This window comes from Stenotrophomonas sp. YJH_SMC_57 (genome assembly GCF_059369755.1).
Map to the genome: position 1 here is coordinate 105,816 of NZ_JCAFSZ010000013.1, position 17,521 is coordinate 123,336.

The following is a 17,521-nucleotide window of genomic DNA, read 5'->3' on the forward strand; positions in this document are numbered from 1 at the left end:
ATGGTTGGGTGCCGGCCTTGGCCAGCGTGGAAACATGACGCCCCGGAAACGACAAAGGGCCCGCTGGGCCCCTTTTCCGGAAAGACTCCGGTGACTGGATTCCGGTTGCAACCTGCAGTGCCTGCCGGTTGCGGCCCTCCTTCCGGGTCCGGACTCCCGCTGGGAGGCCGCCTTCAGGGGTACTGCTAGGCCGCTGATGATAGCGGCTGCACCGCGCTGGTGCAAGGCTTGGCGGCCCCGAAACCCCCTCCCCCGCCACGGGGCATGACCCGATGCGGGAAGGACAGTCGAGCATGGCTCGACGCTACAAAATGTGGACCACCCCAAAGAAAGACGCCTTCGAAGCAGGACTTCGAAGGCGCATTCTTTACTTGGTAGCGGGGGCAGGATTTGAACCTGCGACCTTCGGGTTATGAGCCCGACGAGCTGCCAGACTGCTCCACCCCGCATCAGAAGCGGAATCATAAGTGAATGCTTCAAAACATGCAAGCCTTCCCTCATTCATCAAACCGGTTGGCGCCGATATGAAGTTGGTAGCGGGGGCAGGATTTGAACCTGCGACCTTCGGGTTATGAGCCCGACGAGCTGCCAGACTGCTCCACCCCGCACCGGAAGTGTTTGAACTGCTGCCCTGCTCTTTCGAGCAGGGCTACCGCAACGATGTTCTGGCTGAACCGCTGCAGTGACAACTCAGGCTGCGCATATTACACGAATCGCGCAGCTTTGTGTCAACTTTTATGCAAGATGCGCAAATGCCTGCTGGCACCAGACCATGATCGGGTTCCAGGCAATGCCCAGCGCCAGCAGCGCCAGTGCGTTCACGCCCAGCACCAGGCCCAGCACGCGGTCGTTGCTGCGCGGCATGGCCTCGCCCACCGGCTCATCGAAGTACATGACCTTGATCACGCGCAGGTAGTAGAAGCAGCCGACCACGGCACACAGCACGCCGAGGATCGCCAGCCACAGCAGGCCGCCGTTGACCGCTGCGCCGAGCACGGCCAGCTTGGTCCAGAAGCCCAGGAACGGCGGGATGCCAGCCAGCGACGCCATGATGCACAGCACCAGGCCAGCCATCCACGGGTTGCGGGCATTCAGGCCCTTGAAGTCTTCGATGTTCTCGGCCTCGAAGCCGGCACGCGACAGGGCGATGATCGCACCGAAGGCAGCGGTCGACATGATGGCGTAGGCCAGTGCATAGAACAGCGCGGCGGCATAGCCCTGCGCGCCACCACCGGCGATGCCCATCAGCAGGAAGCCGATGTGCGAAACGGTGGAGAACGCCAGCATGCGCTTGAGGTTGCTCTGCGCGATGGCCATCAGGTTGCCGATGACCAGCGACACCGCCGCCAGGCCGGCGATCAGCAGCTGCAGTTCGGTCGACAGCGGGCCCACGCCCATTTCCAGCAGGCGGTAGGCCATGCCGAAGGCGGCCAGCTTCGGCGCCGAGCTGATGAACAGTGCGATCGGTGCCGGGGCACCCTGGTACACGTCGGGCAGCCACATGTGGAACGGCGCGGCACCCAGCTTGAAGGCGACGCCGGCGATCATGAACACCGCACCGGTGATCAGCAGCACGCGCTCTTCCGAATGCGGGATGGCATCGCGGATGACGTCCAGGTGCAGGCTGCCGGTGGCACCGTAGATCAGCGACATGCCGTACAGCAGCAGGCCCGAGGCCAGCGAACCGAGCACGATGTACTTCATCGCCGCTTCCGAGGCCAGGCCGTTCTCGCGGTTGCTGGCCACCAGCGCGTAGGAGCACAGCGCCAGCAGTTCCAGGCCCAGGTAGACCATCAGCAGGCTGCCGGCCGAGACCAGGATCATCATGCCGGCGGTGCCGAACAGGATCAGCACCGGGATCTCGCCCTGGAACAGGTTGCGATCACGCAGGTAGCGCCAGCCATAGACCAGGGTCAGGCCGCTGAGCAGCACGATCCCGGTCTTCATCACGTCCGCGGCGGTATCGCGCACGAACATGCCATGGAATACCTCCCCCTGCCCGCCCACGCCGGTGGCCAGCATGAACAGCACCACGGCCAGCGCAGCGAGCGAGAACAGGTGGGTGACGATCTTGTTCCGGTTGCTGACGAACAGGTCGAGGATCATCAGGGCGAAGGCGCTCCCGATCAGCACCAGCTCGGGAGCGAGCGGTGGCAGGTCAGCAGCGGTCAATGGCAGCAGCGGCGAGGTGGTCATCATCAAATCCTGGAATTACAGCAGCTTGCTGGATGCGATCTGCATCGCCAGCTTCGCGATCGAGGGCTCCATCAGGTCGGTCAGCGGCTTGGGATAGATGCCCAGGGCCAGTACGCCGATGGCGAACACGCCCAGCACCAGCCATTCGCGGCCGTTGATGTCCTTCAGTTCGGCAACGTGGCTGTTGGCCACTTCGCCGAAGAAGATGCGCTTGTACAGCCACAGGGTGTAGGCGGCGCCGATGATCAGGGTGGTGGCCGCGCCCAGCGCGATCCACGGATTACGCTGGAACGCCGACAGGATGACCATGAACTCGCCGACGAAGCCGCTGGTACCCGGCAGGCCCGCGTTGGCCATGAAGAACAGCATGGCGAAGGTGGCGAACCACGGCATCACGTTGACCACGCCGCCGTAGTCGGCGATGCGGCGGCTGTGCATGCGGTCGTACAGCACGCCGACGCAGGAGAACATCGCACCGGACACGAAGCCGTGCGAGATCATCTGCACCATGGCGCCCTGCAGGCCCAGGCGGGCCGCATCGGCGTTGCCGGCTTCACGCACCAGCCACAGGGCGATGAAGGTACCGAGGGTGACGAAGCCCATGTGCGCGATCGACGAATACGCGATCAGCTTCTTCATGTCGTCCTGCACCAGGGCGACCAGGCCGACGTAGATCACCGCGATCAGCGACAGCGCGATCACCAGCCAGGCCCATTCCTGCGAAGCGTCCGGGACGATCGGCAGGTTGAAGCGCAGGAAGCCGTAGCCACCGATCTTCAGCGCGATGGCGGCCAGGATCACCGAACCGGCGGTCGGCGCTTCCACGTGGGCATCCGGCAGCCAGGTGTGGACCGGGAACATCGGCACCTTGACCGCGAAGGCGATCAGGAAGGCGAAGAAGATCCAGGTCTGTTCCTTGGCCGACAGCGGCAGCGCATACAGGTCGGCCAGCTGGAAGCTGCCGCCCTTCAGGTACAGGTAGATCAGCGCCACCAGCATCAGCACCGAGCCAAGGAAGGTGTAGAGGAAGAACTTCAGCGCGGCGTAGATGCGGCGCGGGCCACCCCAGACACCGATGATCAGGAACATCGGGATCAGCATCGCCTCGAAGAACACGTAGAACAGCATCGCGTCCGTGGCCGAGAAGATACCGACCGTGACGCCTTCCAGGATCAGGAAGGCGGCCACGTACTGGTTGACGCGCTTGTCGATGGCGCTCCAGGCACCGATCAGGGCAAGCACGCTGACCAGCGTGGTCAGCAGAATCAGGGCCACGGCGATGCCGTCCACGCCCAGGTTGTAGCCGATCTTGTACGCCGGGATCCAGGCATGGGTCTCGACGAACTGCAGACCGTCGATGCCCGCGTTGTAGCCACTCAGCAGCGAGAGGCTCGCAACGAAGGTCAGCACCGCGACGCCCAGCGACGCCCAGCGGGCGGTCTGCGCATCACGGATCGCAAGGATCAGGGCGCCACCGAGGATCGGCAGCCAGATGAGGACACTGAGTAGAGGCCAGTTCGACACGTCTTCTTATTCCGTACAGGTCATCAACGCAGGTAATGCATCAGCACGCCCAGCAGGGCAATCAGGCCGATGATCATCGCGAAGGCGTAGTGATAGAGGAAACCGGATTGGGTACGACGCAGCACGCCGGCTGCGACGTCCACAACACGTGCCGAGAGATTGACCACGCCGTCGACGATGTTGCTGTCGATCCAGCGCGAGACCTTGCCCAGCTTGACGCTGCCGCCGGCAAAGCCATCGATCCACAGCTTGTCGAAGCCGTACTTGTTTTCCAGCACCGACACCAGCGGGGCGAAGGTCTTGCGCGCCTTGCCCGACAGGTCCGGCTTCCACAGGTAGAACAGTGCGGCCAGCAGGAAGCCCGCCAGGGTCAGCCAGAACGGCGGCAGCATCATGCCGTGCAGCGCGAACGCCACCGGCCCGTGGAACTCTTCACCCAGGAAGGCAACGGTGTTCTTGGCCGGATCGTAGAAGTTCACGATGCCGGTGAAGAACGTGTTGACCTGGCCCTGGATCGCCGCGTGGGCGTGGTGGCCGGCCCAGTCGGTGCCATGCAGCATCGGACCGATGCTGAAGAAACCGATGGCGATCGACGGGATGGCCAGCAGGATCAGCGGCAGGGTCACCACCCACGGGGTTTCATGCGGCTCATGCGGGCCGTGGCCATGGCCGTGGTCGTCATGGGCATCGCCGTGGTGGGCATCGGCATGGTGTGCGTCTGCGGCGTGGTGATCGTCATGGCCGTGGCCATGGTCATCATGCGCGTCGCGGAAGCGCTCCTTGCCGTGGAAGGTCATGAACAGCAGGCGGAAGCTGTAGAAGCTGGTCACCAGCACGCCACCCAGCACCGCCCAGTAGCCATAGGTGGCCACCCAGCTGTTCTGCATGTGGGCGTGGATCTCGGCCGCCTCGATGATGGTGTCCTTCGAGTAGAAGCCCGAGAAGAACGGCGTACCGACCAGGGCCAGGGTACCGATCCACATGGTGATGAAGGTGATCGGCATGTACTTGCGCAGGCCGCCCATCTTGCGCATGTCCTGCTCGTGGTGCATCGCGATGATGACCGAGCCGGCGCCCAGGAACAGCAGGGCCTTGAAGAAGGCGTGGGTCATCAGGTGGAACACGGCGGCCGAATAGGCCGACACGCCCAGCGCCACGGTCATGTAGCCCAGCTGCGACAGCGTGGAATACGCGACGACGCGCTTGATGTCGTTCTGCACGATGCCGATCAGGCCGGTGAAGAACGCGGTGGTGGCACCGATGAAGAGGATGAAGTTCAGCGCGGTCTGCGACAGCTCGAACAGCGGCGACATGCGGGTAACCATGAAGATACCGGCGGTCACCATCGTCGCGGCGTGGATCAGTGCCGAGATCGGGGTTGGGCCTTCCATCGAGTCCGGCAGCCACACGTGCAGCGGGACCTGGGCCGACTTGCCCATGGCGCCGATGAACAGGCAGATGCAGATGACGGTGGCGATCGACCAGATCACCGGCTCGTTCAGCAGCTGCATGCCGAGGATCGTGCCGTCCCAGATCTGCAGCTGGGCCCGCGGATCAGCCAGCATGCCGGCCTGCGAGAACACCTGCGAGTAGTCCAGGGTGCCGAACACCCACAGCACGCCGGCGATGCCCAGCAGGAAGCCGAAGTCACCGACGCGGTTGACCAGGAACGCCTTCATGTTGGCGAAGATCGCGGTCGGGCGCTTGAACCAGAAGCCGATCAGCAGGTACGACACCAGGCCCACCGCTTCCCAGCCGAAGAACAGCTGCAGGAAGTTGTTGCTCATCACCAGGGTGAGCATCGAGAAGGTGAACAGCGAGATGTAGCTGAAGAACCGCTGGTAGCCCGGATCGTCCTGCATGTAGCCGATCGTGTAGATGTGGACCAGCAGCGACACGAAGGTCACCACCACCATCATCATCGCGGTCAGCTTGTCGACCATGAAGCCGACGTGGGCCGAATACTGGCCGACTTCGAAGAACGTGTAGATGTTCTGGTTGAACGGCTGCGCACCGCCCCACAGCAGCTGGTAGAGCGTGTACATCGACAGGCCGCAGGCAACCGCGACGCCGAGGATGGTGATGGTCTGCGCGCCGAAGCGCTTGACCTGGCGACCGAACAGGCCGGCGATGATGCTGCCGAACAGCGGTGCAAGCACCACTGCGATCAACAGACTCTTGGAGAGAGTGATTTCCATCTGTGGATCAGCCCTTCAGCGAATCGACTTCGCCGACATTGATCGTGCGGCGGGTACGGAACAGGGTCACCAGGATCGCCAGGCCGATGGCGGCTTCCGCGGCGGCGACGGTCAGGATGAAGAACACGAACAGCTGGCCGGACGGATCGCCCAGCTGACGCGAGAAGCCGACGAAATTGATGTTCACCGACAGCAGCATCAGTTCGATCGACATCAGCAGGACGATGACGTTCTTCCGGTTGAGGAAGATGCCGGCCAGGCTGATGGCGAACAGCACCGCGCCGAGCGCAAGCATGTGGCCAAGGGTAATCACGGCTGGGTCTCCTCGCCGGCGGCCGGCTTGCTGTTGCTGTGCACGACCGGTGCTTCGGCGCCCATCTTGACCATGCGCAGGCGCTGGCCGGCCTTGACCATGGTCTGCTCGCCCGGGTTCTGGCTCTTCACACCGGTACGGCGGCGCAGGGTCAGCATCACCGCGGCGACGACGGCCACGGTCAGGATGACGGCGGCGAACTCGAACGGCAGCAGGTACTCGGTGAACAGCGTGCGCGCCAGCCAGGTGACGTTGGAGCTGTCGGCGGCGACCGCGGCGGCGTTGTCGGCCGGGAACGGCGTGACCGAGCGGGCCTTGACACCGATCAGGATCAGCATCTGCACCAGCATCGCGACCGCGACGATCAGGCCGACCGGCAGGTAGCGCACCCAGCCCTCACGCAGCTTGGTGGGGTCGATGTCCAGCATCATCACCACGAACAGGAACAGCACCATCACCGCGCCGACGTAGACCAGCACCAGGGCCACGCCGAGGAACTCGGCGCCCACCAGCAGCCACACGCAGGCGATGGAGAAGAAGGTCAGCACCAGGCAGAGCACGGCGTGAACCGGGTTGCGCACGCTGATCACCGCACCGGCCGAAACCGTTGCCGCGATGGCGAACACCCAGAAAGCGATATTTACCCAATCCATCTCTCGACCTCAGCGGTAAGCGGCATCGGCGGCGCGACGCTCGGCGATCTCGGATTCGAGACGGTCGCCCAGGGCCAGCAGCTGCGGCTTGGTAACGATGTTTTCACCACGATTCTCGAAGTGGTACTCGAGGATGTGGGTTTCGACGATCGAGTCCACCGGGCAGCTTTCTTCGCAGAAGCCGCAGAAGATGCACTTGAACAGGTCGATGTCGTAGCGCGTGGTACGGCGGGTGCCGTCTTCGCGCTTGGCCGAGTCGATGGTGATGGCCAGCGCCGGGCACACTGCTTCGCACAGCTTGCAGGCGATGCAGCGCTCTTCACCGTTGGGATAACGGCGCAGGGCGTGCAGGCCACGGAAGCGCGGCGACTGCGGGAACTTCTCCATCGGGTACATCATCGTGTACTTCGGCTTGAAGCTGTACTTCAGCGTCAGCCAGAGGCCCGCCAGCAGTTCGAGCAGCAGCAGGCTCTTGAAGTAATGGGTAATCCTGTTCATCACTTTAGACGCCCTTTTGAATCACGCCGAAGAACACCATGACGGCGGTAACCGCGATCCACAGAATGGCCAGCGGGATGAAGACCTTCCAGCCCAGGCGCATGATCTGGTCATAGCGGAAGCGCGGGAAGCTGGCACGGAACCAGATGTAGGCACTGGCGAAGAAGAACACCTTGACGAACAGCCACGGTGCACCACCCTTCCAGATCCAGTCGACCAGCGGCGAGACATCGCCGAAGTTGACCCAGCCCTGGACCGGGCTCAGCCAGCCGCCGAGGAAGAAGATCGAGATCAGGAAGCTGATCAGGATCATGTTCGCGTATTCGGCCAGGAAGAACAGCGCAAAGGCACCGCCGGAGTATTCGACCATGTGGCCGGCAACGATTTCCGACTCGCCTTCCACCACGTCGAACGGCGCGCGGTTGGTTTCCGCCACGCCCGACACCCAGTAGATGACGAACAGCGGGAACAGCGGCAGCAGGAACCAGTCGAAGAAGCCGGAGCTGCCGGCCTGCGCCATCACGATGTTGCTCAGGTTCAGGCTGCCCGAGGCGATCATCACGCCGACCAGGGCGAAGCCCATCGCGATTTCGTAGCTGATCATCTGCGCCGAAGCGCGCATGGCACCCAGGAACGCGTACTTCGAGTTGGACGCCCAACCGGCCAGGATGATGCCGTAGATGCCCAGCGAGGTCATCGCCAGCAGGTACAGCAGGCCGGCGTTGGCGTTGGACAGCACGATCTGCGAATCGAAGGGCACCACCGACCAGGCCGCGAAGGCCGGGGCCAGGGTGATCAGCGGGGCCAGCAGGTAGATCGCCTTGTTGGCACTGCTCGGCTGCACCACTTCCTTGAACAGCAGCTTGAAGACGTCGGCGAAGGCCTGGAAGATGCCCATGCCCACGTACATCGGGCCGTGGCGGACGTGCATCCAGCCGATCAGCTTGCGTTCCCAGACCACGTAGAAGGCCACCGAGATGATCACCGGAACGGTGATCACCAGGATCTTCAGGATGATCCAGATCAGCGCGCCGATGTCACCGAGGCCAAGCAGCCACTGGTGCAGCGGGTCGACCGCGTTCAACAGCAATTCGTTCATGCAGCCACCACCGTTACGCGAGCGGCACCCAGCGGCGCGGTCGCGCCGTGGCCCGATTCAATCCAGACCGAACCCGCAGCGACGCGGGCGTCGACCACCACCGGCAGGGTGGCCTTGCCGGCATCGGTGCCGACCTTGGCCATCTGCCCTTCCTGCAGCTGCAGGCGAGCGGCATCTTCAGCGTTCAGCACGATGCGCGGGGCGTTGTTGAGCGGATGCGACTGCAGCGCCGGGGCGCGACGGACCACCGCGTCGATGCGGTAGATCGCGGCGGTCGAAGCCACTTCCAGGCCCTCGCCGGCTACGGCCGGCTGCGCCGAAGCGGCAACGCTGACCGACACCGGGGCCAGGCTGGCGCGCAGGCCGGCCAGGTCGGTGAAGTCGAAACCGGCCAGCGCCATTTCGCCGCCCAGTGCGCGCAGCACGCGCCAGCCTTCACGCGCCTCGCCCGGCAGCTTGCCGCCGGCACGGGCCGACTGCTCGCGACCATCGAGGTTGGTCAGGGTGGCGTCGATTTCCGGCAGCGCCCCGATCGGCAGGATCACATCGGCGACGTCGCGGGTGGAGACACAGGCGAACTGGCTGAAGGCCACCACCTTGGCACCGACCAGCGCCTTGCGCGCCGCCGGAGCATCGGCGAAGTCCAGGCCCGGCTCCAGGCCGTACACCACGTAAGCCTGGCGCGGCTGCGCCAGCATCGCGGCGACGTCCTTGCCGGCCGGCAGCACGCCGGCGCGGGTCAGGCCAACGGCGTTGGCGCCCTGCGGGATGCGGCACAGCTTGGCACCGGTGGCGGCTGCGAAGTCACGCGCAGCGGCGCGGATCGCGGCAGCCTGCGGGTGATTCTCGGCGATGCCACCGACGATCAGCACGGTGTTGTTGCCGCCCTGCACTGCCGAACGCAGCTCGGCGTTGGCCAGCGCGTCGGCGAACTTCGACGGCGCGACGATCTGCTTGCCAGCGATGCTGAAGGCAAAGTCGAAGTCCACCGGGTTGACGACGTGGATCTTGGCGCCATGGGTGGTCTGCGCCTTGCGCAGGCGGGCGTGCAGCAGCGGCAGTTCGTGGCGGATGTTGCTGCCCAGAACGACGATGCGGTCGGCGCCTTCGATTTCCGCCAGCGGCAGGCCGAACACTTCAGCAGTCGCGGCGTCGGAGAAATCGCGGTTGTTGATGCGGTGGTCGATATTGCTCGAACCCAGGCCCTTGGCCAGGCGGGCCAGCAGCGCGCCCTCCTCGTTCGAGGTCGCCGGGTGCACCAGCACGCCCAGGTTGTCGCCCTGGTTGGCCTTGAGGATCTCGGCGGCCGCGGCCAGGCCTTCGGCCCAGCTCACTTCCTTCCACTCGCCATTGACCTTGCGCAGCGGCTTGACCGCACGGTCTTCGCTGTACAGGCCCTGGTGCGAGTAGCGGTCACGGTCGGACAGCCAGCATTCGTTGACGGCTTCGTTGTCGCGCGGCACGGTGCGCAGCACTTCGCCGCGACGCACGTGCAGGAACAGGTTCGAACCCATTGCGTCGTGGTAGCCCAGCGACTCGCGTGCGGTCAGTTCCCACGGGCGGGCGCGGAACTGGAACACCTTGTTGGTCAGCGCACCGACCGGGCAGACGTCGACGACGTTGCCGGACAGTTCGGTGGTCAGCGGCTTGCCGTCGTAGGTACCAATCTGCAGGTTCTCGCCGCGGTACATGCCACCCAGTTCATAGGTGCCAGCCACGTCGGCGGTGAAGCGCACGCAGCGCGTGCACTGGATGCAGCGGGTCATCTCGGTGGCGACCAGCGGGCCCATGTCCTCGTCCGGCACCACGCGCTTGCGCTCGTTGAAGCGGCTGACCGAACGGCCATAGCCCAGCGAAACGTCCTGCAGCTCGCACTCGCCGCCCTGGTCGCAGATCGGGCAGTCCAGCGGGTGGTTGATGAGCAGGAACTCCATCACCGAGCGCTGGAACTTCAGTGCCTTCTCGCTGCGGGTGGCGACCTTCATGCCGTCCATCACCGGGGTGGCGCAGGCCGGCGCCGGCTTCGGCGACTTCTCCACGTCCACCAGGCACATGCGGCAGTTGGCGGCGATCGGCAGCTTCTCGTGGTAGCAGAAGCGCGGAATGGAGATGCCGGCCTTGTCGGCGGCCTGGATGATCATCGAGCCCTTGGGCACGACCAGCGACTTGCCATCGATCTCGATGGTGACGTGATCGGGTGGCACGCTCGGATTTACGGGTTGCGCGCTCATGCAGCGGCTGCCTCCACCTTCTTGCCGTCAACCATCGAATGACCGTTGACGATGTAGTACTCGAACTCGTCCCAGAACTGGCGCAGGAAGCCCTGGATGGGCCATGCAGCCGCTTCGCCGAACGCACAGATGGTGTGGCCTTCGATCTGGCCGGCCACCGCCTTCAGCTGGTGCAGGTCTTCCATCGTGGCCTTGCCGGCGACGATGCGCTCCAGCACGCGGTGCATCCAGCCGGTGCCTTCACGGCACGGGGTGCACTGGCCGCAGGATTCCTTGTGGAAGAACTGGCTGATGCGGCAGGCGAACTTGACGCAGCAGACGCTGTCATCGAGCACCACGACGGCGCCCGAACCCAGGCCCGAGCCCAGTGCACGGATGGTGTCGTAGTCCATCGGCAGGCCCTTCAGCTCGGCCGCGGTCAGCACCGGCATCGACACGCCGCCGGGAATCGCGCCCTTGAGGGTGCGGCCCGGACGCAGGCCGCCGGCCATTTCCAGCAGGTCGTCGAAGGTGGTGCCCAGCGGCACTTCGAAGTTGCCGCCGTTCTGCACGCAGCCGGACACCGAGAAGCACTTCGGGCCGCCGTTGGCGGTCAGGCTCAGGCCCTTGAACCACTCCGGGCCGTTGCGGATGATCGCCGGCACCGAACCGTAGGTTTCGGTGTTGTTGATCGTCGACGGCTTGCCGTACAGGCCGAAGTTCGCCGGGAACGGCGGCTTGTAGCGCGGCTGGCCCTTCTTGCCTTCCAGCGATTCCATCAGCGCGGTTTCTTCGCCGCAGATGTACGCGCCGGCGCCCAGCGCACCGTAGATGTCGATGTCCACGCCCGAGCCCATCACGTTCTTGCCCAGCCAGCCATTTGCATAGGCGTCGGCCAGGGCCTGCTCGAAGTGCTCGAACGGCTCGTGGTGGAACTCACCGCGCAGGTAGTTGTAACCCACGGTCGAACCGGTGGCGTAGCAGGCGATCGCCATGCCTTCCACCACCGAATGCGGGTTGTAGCGCAGGATGTCGCGGTCCTTGCAGGTGCCCGGCTCGGATTCGTCCGAGTTGCAGAGGATGTACTTCTGCATGTTGCCCTTGGGCATGAAGGACCACTTCAGGCCGGTCGGGAAGCCAGCGCCACCGCGGCCGCGCAGGCCCGAGGCCTTGACCATCTCGATGACCTGCTCCGGCGGGATCTTCTCTTCGAGGATCTTGCGCAGGGCGGCATAGCCACCGGTCTTCAGGTAGCTTTCGTACGACCACGGGGTGTCGTAATGCAGGGTGGTGTAGACCACCTGGTGCGGCAGCGGCGCGGGGCCGACCGGACCCTTGGATTCGTGGTGATGTGCCATGCCCTTACTCCAGCCCGTCCAGCAGCTCGTCGACCTTTTCCAGGGTCAGACGCTCATGGTAGTGACCGTTGATGACCATCATCGGCGCGCCACCGCAGCCGGCCAGGCACTCTTCCTCGCGCTTGAGGTAGACGCGGCCGTCCGGGGTCGATTCACCGTGCTTGATGCCCAGCTTCTTCTCGCAATGGCGGACGATGTCCTCGGCGCCATTGAGCCAGCAGCTGATGTTGGTGCAGATGGCCACGTTGTTGCGGCCCACCTTCTCGGTCTCGAACATCGAGTAGAAGCTGGCGACCTCGTAGGCCCACACCGGCGGCAGGTCGAGGTACTTGGCCACGCCGGCGATCAGTTCGTCGGTCAGCCAGCCCTCGTTCTGCTCCTGGGCCGCATGCAGGCCCTGCAGCACGGCAGAGCGCTTGCGGTCCGGCGGGAACTTGGACAGCCAGTGATCGATGTGAGCGCGGGTCTTGTCGCTCAGCACCACCATCGGGTCGACGTCGCGCGCCGCCTCGAAATTACCTGTCGCCTTCATCGGCCGACCTCAGCGAAATGCATAACGTGAAATTGCAGAAACTGCGGCGCCGGCTTGCGCCGGCTGCCTGCAGCGGGCGTTGGCGTGGCGGACGGCATTACCGGTCAACCTCGCCGAACACCAGGTCGTAGGTACCGATCATCGCCACCACGTCGGCCAGCATGTGGCCGCGCACGATCGAATCGATCGAGGACAGGTGGGCGAAGCCCGGTGCACGCAGGTGCACGCGGAACGGCTTGTTGGCGCCATCGGAGACCAGGTAGCAGCCGAACTCGCCCTTGGGCGCTTCCACCGCCGCGTAGGTTTCCCCGGCCGGCACGCAATAGCCTTCGCTGAACAGCTTGAAGTGGTGGATCAGCGCTTCCATGTCGTCCTTCATGTCCTCGCGCTTGGGCGGAGCGACCTTGAAGTTCTTGACCATGACCGGGCCGGGGTTGGCCTTCAGCCACGCCACGCACTGCTTGATGATGCGGTTGGACTCGCGCATTTCGGCAACGCGGACCAGGTAGCGGTCGTAGCAGTCGCCTTCCTTGCCCAGCGGGATGTCGAAATCGACGGCATCGTACTTGGCATACGGACGCTTCTTGCGAAGGTCCCAGGCAATGCCCGAGCCACGCAGCATCACGCCGGTCATGCCCCACTGGTGGGCCAGTTCCGGAGTGACCACGCCGATGCCGACGGTACGCTGCTTCCAGATACGATTGTCGGTCAGCAGGGTTTCGTATTCGTCGATACGCTTGGGGAACTCGACGGTGAAGTTCTCCAGGAAGTCCAGCAGCGAGCCCTCACGCGAAGCATTGAGCTGCTTCAGCGCCTTGCCCTTGTGCCAGCGCGATTCCTTGTACTTCGGCATGTGGTCCGGCAGGTCGCGGTAGACACCGCCCGGACGGTAGTACGCCGCGTGCATGCGCGCGCCGGAGACCGCTTCATAGCAGTCCATCAGCTCTTCGCGCTCGCGGAAGGCGTACAGCATCACCGCCATCGCACCCAGGTCGAGCGCGTTGGAACCCAGCCACATCAGGTGGTTGAGGATGCGGGTGATTTCGTCGTACATGGTGCGGATGTACTGCGCACGCTCCGGCGCCTCGATGCCCATCAGGGTCTCGATCGCGCGCACGTAGGCGTGCTCGTTGCACATCATCGACACGTAATCCAGGCGATCCATGTAGCCGATCGACTGGTTGAACGGCTTGGACTCGGCCAGCTTCTCGGTACCACGGTGCAGCAGACCCACGTGCGGGTCGGCGCGCATGATGGTCTCGCCGTCCATTTCCAGGATCAGGCGCAGCACACCGTGAGCGGCCGGATGCTGCGGGCCGAAGTTCATGGTGTAGTTGCGGATTTCCTGCCGGCTTTCGGCGGCGTTGCTGGCGAACGCTTCGCCGGCCTGGTGTACGTGGCTCACTTCACTGCCTCCTGCGCGCGCTCACCTTCTGCGGTCTGCAGACGGGCGTCGTCGCGGATCACGCGCGGCACGCCGACACGCGGCTCCACCGAGGTGACCGGTTCGTAGATCACGCGCTTCTTTTCTTCGTCGTAGCGGACTTCGACATTGCCGATCAGCGGGAAGTCCTTGCGGAACGGATGGCCGACGAAACCGTAGTCGGTCAGGATCCGGCGCAGGTCCGGGTGGCCTTCGAAGATCACGCCGTACAGGTCGAACGCTTCGCGCTCGAACCAGTTCAGGCCCGGCCAGATGCCGGTCAGCGAGGACACCACCGGCAGCGCTTCGTCAGGAGCGAAGCAGCGCAGGTGCATCATCAGGTTGTGCTGGTACGAACGCAGCTGGGCGACCACGGCGAAACGCTGGGTCGGCATGTGCTGCGGGCGGGCACCGTCGGCACCGTTTTCCTCGGTGGGGAACTCGCCCCACGCGAAGCGGCCCTGGGCCTTGCCTTCGACGCCACGGCTGAAGCCCTGCGAGGACACGTCGGCGGTGTCCCATTCGTCGGAGCCATAACCGAGGTAGTCGACGCCGCAGAGATCCACGGCCTGCTCGAAACCAAACTCGTCACGCAGCGCCAGGGCGGTGGCGTGCCACTCGGCGGCAGGCACTTCCAGCGTCACTTCGCCGCGGGGTTCGACCACGATGACCTTCGCACCAGCGAAACGTGCGGAGAGTCGGTCGATGAAGGATGCTTGCTCTGCCATGGGGGCTTGGCGCGCTCTTGTCAGGTGAAGGGGTCAGCGGGCGATGGTCTGTGTACGCCAGATCTTCTTCTGCAGCTGCAGGATCCCGTACACCAGCGCCTCGGCGGTCGGCGGGCAGCCCGGGACGTAGACGTCCACCGGCACCACGCGATCACAGCCGCGCACCACAGAATAGGAGTAGTGGTAATAGCCACCGCCGTTGGCGCAGCTACCCATCGAGATGACCCACTTCGGGTCCGGCATCTGGTCGTAGACCTTGCGCAGCGCCGGGGCCATCTTGTTGACCAGGGTACCGGCCACGATCATCACGTCGGACTGACGCGGCGACGGGCGGAACACCACGCCGTAGCGGTCAAGGTCCAGGCGCGCGGCGCCGGCGTGCATCATCTCGACCGCGCAGCAGGCCAGGCCGAAGGTCATCGGCCACATCGAGCCGGTGCGCGCCCAGTTCAGCAGTGCGTCGACGCTGGTGGTGACGAAGCCCTTTTCCAGCAGCGGGTTGTCGCCCTCCGGCCGCAGGATGTCATCAACCCGGCCTTCCGGCGTGGGGTTGTTCATGAGGCCATCGAGAGTCTGAATCACTCCCATTCCAGCGCTCCCTTCTTCCAGACGTAAATGAAACCGAGGAACAACATGCCGACGAACAGGCCCATGGTGATGAGCGAACGCGCGCCCAGCTCCATGAAGACCTGGGTCCACGGCACGATGAAGATGATTTCCAGGTCGAAGACGATGAACTGGATCGCGATCAGGTAGTAGCGCACGTCGAACTTCATGCGCGCGTCTTCGAAGGCCTCGAAGCCGCACTCATACGGCGACAGCTTTTCCAGATCGGGGCGGCGGGGACCGAGGAATCGACCAACCAGCATCAGCGTAATGCCGATACCGGTGGCAACGATCAGAAACAGCAGAGACGGCAAATATTCGGCCAGCACAGCGATTCTCTCTTGCCTCTGCCGCCGCGCCTGCAGGCGCTTTGGCATGGGGGAGTGGACGGGAATCTGCCTGGCGCCTTGCGCGCCAGACGAACCCGCTTTACTTACAAATGGTGCCCAAGAGGGGACTCGAACCCCTACGACTTGCGTCGCTACCACCTCAAGGTAGTGCGTCTACCAATTCCGCCACCTGGGCAAACGATCACATCAGACTATCTTCCCGATGCGCCGCGCATTGTAACCGGCTTCAGTCTTTCTGGGAGCCTTCCGAAGGCTTTTCTTCACCAGAATTCGAAGATTCCGCCTTGGCCGGCACATTCGCGGCCGGAACCGGGGCGGCCGGGACCGCATCGGCCTTCGGAACGGCCGGCAGTTCGCCGGCCGGAGCCGCCGGGGCACTGGCCGCCGGAGCGGACATCAGGCCCAGATCCTGGTCGGCTGCCGGGCGGGTGCCGTGACCGGCATACCAGGCCATGAAGAGGCTGATACCGAAGAACACCACGGCCAGCCACTTGGTCGACTTGGACAGGAAGTTCGAGGCGCCGCGCGCACCGAATACCGTACCCGAGGCACCGGCACCAAAGCCCGAACCCGCCGCCGCACCCGAGCCACGCTGCATCAGGATCAGCGCGATCATGGCCACAGCGACCAGCACGTAGACGACATTGAGGATCAACATCAGCATTGGAAACCGCCCTCGGACAATACTTCTAGGATTAGTTCGCGGCCGCCGCCCTTGCGATGGCCAGGAAGTCCGCGGCCACCAGGGAGGCGCCGCCGACCAGCCCACCATCGACATCCGGCTGCGCGAACAGTTCCCCGGCATTGTCGGGCTTCACGCTACCGCCGTAAACAATGGGCAGTGAATCAGCGATTCTAGCATCGATACGCGCGATTTCGCCACGGATGAACGCGTGCACCTGCTGCGCCTGCTCCTTGCTGGCGGTGCGGCCGGTGCCGATCGCCCAGACCGGCTCGTACGCCACCACGGCCTGGGCGAAACCGGCCGCGCCGACCAGCTCGAGCACCGGCGCCAGCTGGCTGGCGATGACCGCTTCGGTCTGGCCCGCCTCGCGCTGCTCCAGGGTTTCACCCACGCACAGCACCGGCACCAGGCCAGCATGCAGGGCCGCGGCGAACTTGCGCGCGACCAGTTCGCTGCTTTCGTGGTGGTATTGGCGGCGCTCGGAATGGCCGACCAGGCCATAGCGGGCACCGACCTCGTGCAGCATGGCGGCGCAGACCTCGCCGGTGTAGGCGCCCTTCTCGTTGCTGCTGACGTCCTGCGCACCGAACACCAGGCCGGTGTCACCGAAGTCCTCGACCAGCTCGCCCAGGTACGGCAGCGGCGGCAGGATCACCACGTCCACCCCCTCCAGCGGCAGCCCGGTGGCCACCTGCCCCAGCAGTTCATTGGCGAATTGACGGCTGCCATGCAGCTTCCAGTTTCCGGCGACGATCTTGCGGCGCATGAGCGGGTGGCTCCTGTGTGAAGTCAGCCGATCATGATACCCGTTACGGCAAAAATCCGTTTCCGTGTAAGCGGTTACATGGATTTTCAGCGAACGGCGCAGCCCCTCGTGGCGGGTCGACTGAGTTGGGTAGGTCGCGGATCGCCCGGCTGGGTTGGTGGGCCTGGCCGGGCGGATGGGGATGCCGGGGGACGCCGTAAACCCGTCCCTGGGGGCTTGGCCGCGGCATCCATGCCGCGGACTGATCTGGCCCCCTGAAAACGGACGCCATGAAGCCGTTTCAGGCGGCAGTCCGGAGCTGCCGGGCATAGTTGTTAGGCGAGTGGTAGCCCAGCGCCGAGTGTAGCCGGGCTGGATTGTAGAAGCCGTGGATGTAAGCAGC

General features: G+C 64.5%; 16 protein-coding genes and 3 tRNA genes. All 19 read right to left on the reverse strand.

Annotated elements, in window-relative coordinates; translation table 11 throughout:
• Positions 1-372 precede the first annotated feature (372 nt).
• The 19 genes from AC5P7U_RS17530 to tpiA all read right to left on the reverse strand — a co-directional run bounded on the left by AC5P7U_RS17530 (position 373) and on the right by tpiA (position 17,139).
• Positions 373-449, reverse strand: a tRNA-Met gene (locus AC5P7U_RS17530).
• 82 nt (positions 450-531) lie between these two features.
• Positions 532-608, reverse strand: a tRNA-Met gene (locus tag AC5P7U_RS17535).
• 127 nt (positions 609-735) lie between these two features.
• A complete protein-coding gene (nuoN, locus tag AC5P7U_RS17540; RefSeq protein ID WP_049456506.1) occupies positions 736-2,196 on the reverse strand; it encodes an NADH-quinone oxidoreductase subunit NuoN in 1,461 nt (486 codons plus the stop codon).
• A 15-nt stretch (positions 2,197-2,211) separates the two neighbouring features.
• Entirely contained in the window at positions 2,212-3,720 is a 1,509-nt protein-coding gene (locus AC5P7U_RS17545; protein ID WP_008268294.1) for an NADH-quinone oxidoreductase subunit M, read from the reverse strand.
• Between the two features lie 23 nt (positions 3,721-3,743).
• Positions 3,744-5,918: an NADH-quinone oxidoreductase subunit L gene (nuoL, locus tag AC5P7U_RS17550; protein ID WP_006458639.1), complete on the reverse strand. Its 2,175-nt coding sequence runs from the start codon at positions 5,916-5,918 to the stop codon at positions 3,744-3,746.
• Positions 5,919-5,925: 7 nt separating this feature from the next.
• Positions 5,926-6,231, reverse strand: coding sequence for an NADH-quinone oxidoreductase subunit NuoK (gene nuoK / locus AC5P7U_RS17555; protein ID WP_005410454.1), 306 nt, complete (start codon positions 6,229-6,231; stop codon positions 5,926-5,928).
• Positions 6,228-6,884 carry an NADH-quinone oxidoreductase subunit J gene (locus AC5P7U_RS17560; protein ID WP_006458640.1) on the reverse strand — a complete coding sequence of 219 codons (657 nt, stop codon included), beginning with the start codon at positions 6,882-6,884 and terminating at the stop codon, positions 6,228-6,230. Before AC5P7U_RS17560 ends, nuoK begins: the two co-directional genes overlap by 4 nt.
• 9 nt (positions 6,885-6,893) lie before the next feature.
• The gene (gene nuoI, locus AC5P7U_RS17565; protein ID WP_005417924.1) at positions 6,894-7,382 is read right to left on the reverse strand and encodes an NADH-quinone oxidoreductase subunit NuoI; all 489 of its coding nucleotides are present in this window, start codon (positions 7,380-7,382) and stop codon (positions 6,894-6,896) included.
• A 4-nt stretch (positions 7,383-7,386) separates the two neighbouring features.
• Entirely contained in the window at positions 7,387-8,481 is a 1,095-nt protein-coding gene (gene nuoH / locus AC5P7U_RS17570; protein ID WP_006458641.1) for an NADH-quinone oxidoreductase subunit NuoH, read from the reverse strand.
• The gene (nuoG, locus tag AC5P7U_RS17575; protein WP_197563400.1) at positions 8,478-10,712 is read right to left on the reverse strand and encodes an NADH-quinone oxidoreductase subunit NuoG; all 2,235 of its coding nucleotides are present in this window, start codon (positions 10,710-10,712) and stop codon (positions 8,478-8,480) included. The genes nuoH and nuoG overlap by 4 nt, the downstream gene beginning before the upstream one ends.
• Positions 10,709-12,049: an NADH-quinone oxidoreductase subunit NuoF gene (gene nuoF / locus AC5P7U_RS17580; RefSeq protein WP_006458704.1), complete on the reverse strand. Its 1,341-nt coding sequence runs from the start codon at positions 12,047-12,049 to the stop codon at positions 10,709-10,711. Before nuoF ends, nuoG begins: the two co-directional genes overlap by 4 nt.
• Before the next feature lie 4 nt (positions 12,050-12,053).
• Positions 12,054-12,581 carry an NADH-quinone oxidoreductase subunit NuoE gene (gene nuoE, locus AC5P7U_RS17585; protein ID WP_006381132.1) on the reverse strand — a complete coding sequence of 176 codons (528 nt, stop codon included), beginning with the start codon at positions 12,579-12,581 and terminating at the stop codon, positions 12,054-12,056.
• Between the two features lie 97 nt (positions 12,582-12,678).
• A complete protein-coding gene (locus AC5P7U_RS17590; protein ID WP_006458796.1) occupies positions 12,679-13,986 on the reverse strand; it encodes an NADH-quinone oxidoreductase subunit D in 1,308 nt (435 codons plus the stop codon).
• Complete coding sequence (locus AC5P7U_RS17595; RefSeq protein ID WP_005410462.1) at positions 13,983-14,732, reverse strand: NADH-quinone oxidoreductase subunit C; 750 nt, start codon at positions 14,730-14,732, stop codon at positions 13,983-13,985. Before AC5P7U_RS17595 ends, AC5P7U_RS17590 begins: the two co-directional genes overlap by 4 nt.
• Before the next feature lie 33 nt (positions 14,733-14,765).
• Positions 14,766-15,320: a NuoB/complex I 20 kDa subunit family protein gene (locus AC5P7U_RS17600; protein WP_005410463.1), complete on the reverse strand. Its 555-nt coding sequence runs from the start codon at positions 15,318-15,320 to the stop codon at positions 14,766-14,768.
• Positions 15,311-15,667, reverse strand: a complete 357-nt coding sequence (locus AC5P7U_RS17605; RefSeq protein ID WP_008265012.1) for an NADH-quinone oxidoreductase subunit A — start codon at positions 15,665-15,667, stop codon at positions 15,311-15,313. Before AC5P7U_RS17605 ends, AC5P7U_RS17600 begins: the two co-directional genes overlap by 10 nt.
• Positions 15,668-15,778: 111 nt before the next feature.
• Positions 15,779-15,863, reverse strand: a tRNA-Leu gene (locus tag AC5P7U_RS17610).
• Positions 15,864-15,914: 51 nt separating this feature from the next.
• A complete protein-coding gene (gene secG / locus AC5P7U_RS17615) occupies positions 15,915-16,352 on the reverse strand; it encodes a preprotein translocase subunit SecG (protein WP_006458798.1) in 438 nt (145 codons plus the stop codon).
• 31 nt (positions 16,353-16,383) lie between these two features.
• Positions 16,384-17,139 (reverse strand): triose-phosphate isomerase, encoded by a 756-nt coding sequence (gene tpiA / locus AC5P7U_RS17620; protein WP_006458799.1) that lies wholly within the window; start codon positions 17,137-17,139, stop codon positions 16,384-16,386.
• Between the last annotated feature and the right edge of the window lie 382 nt (positions 17,140-17,521).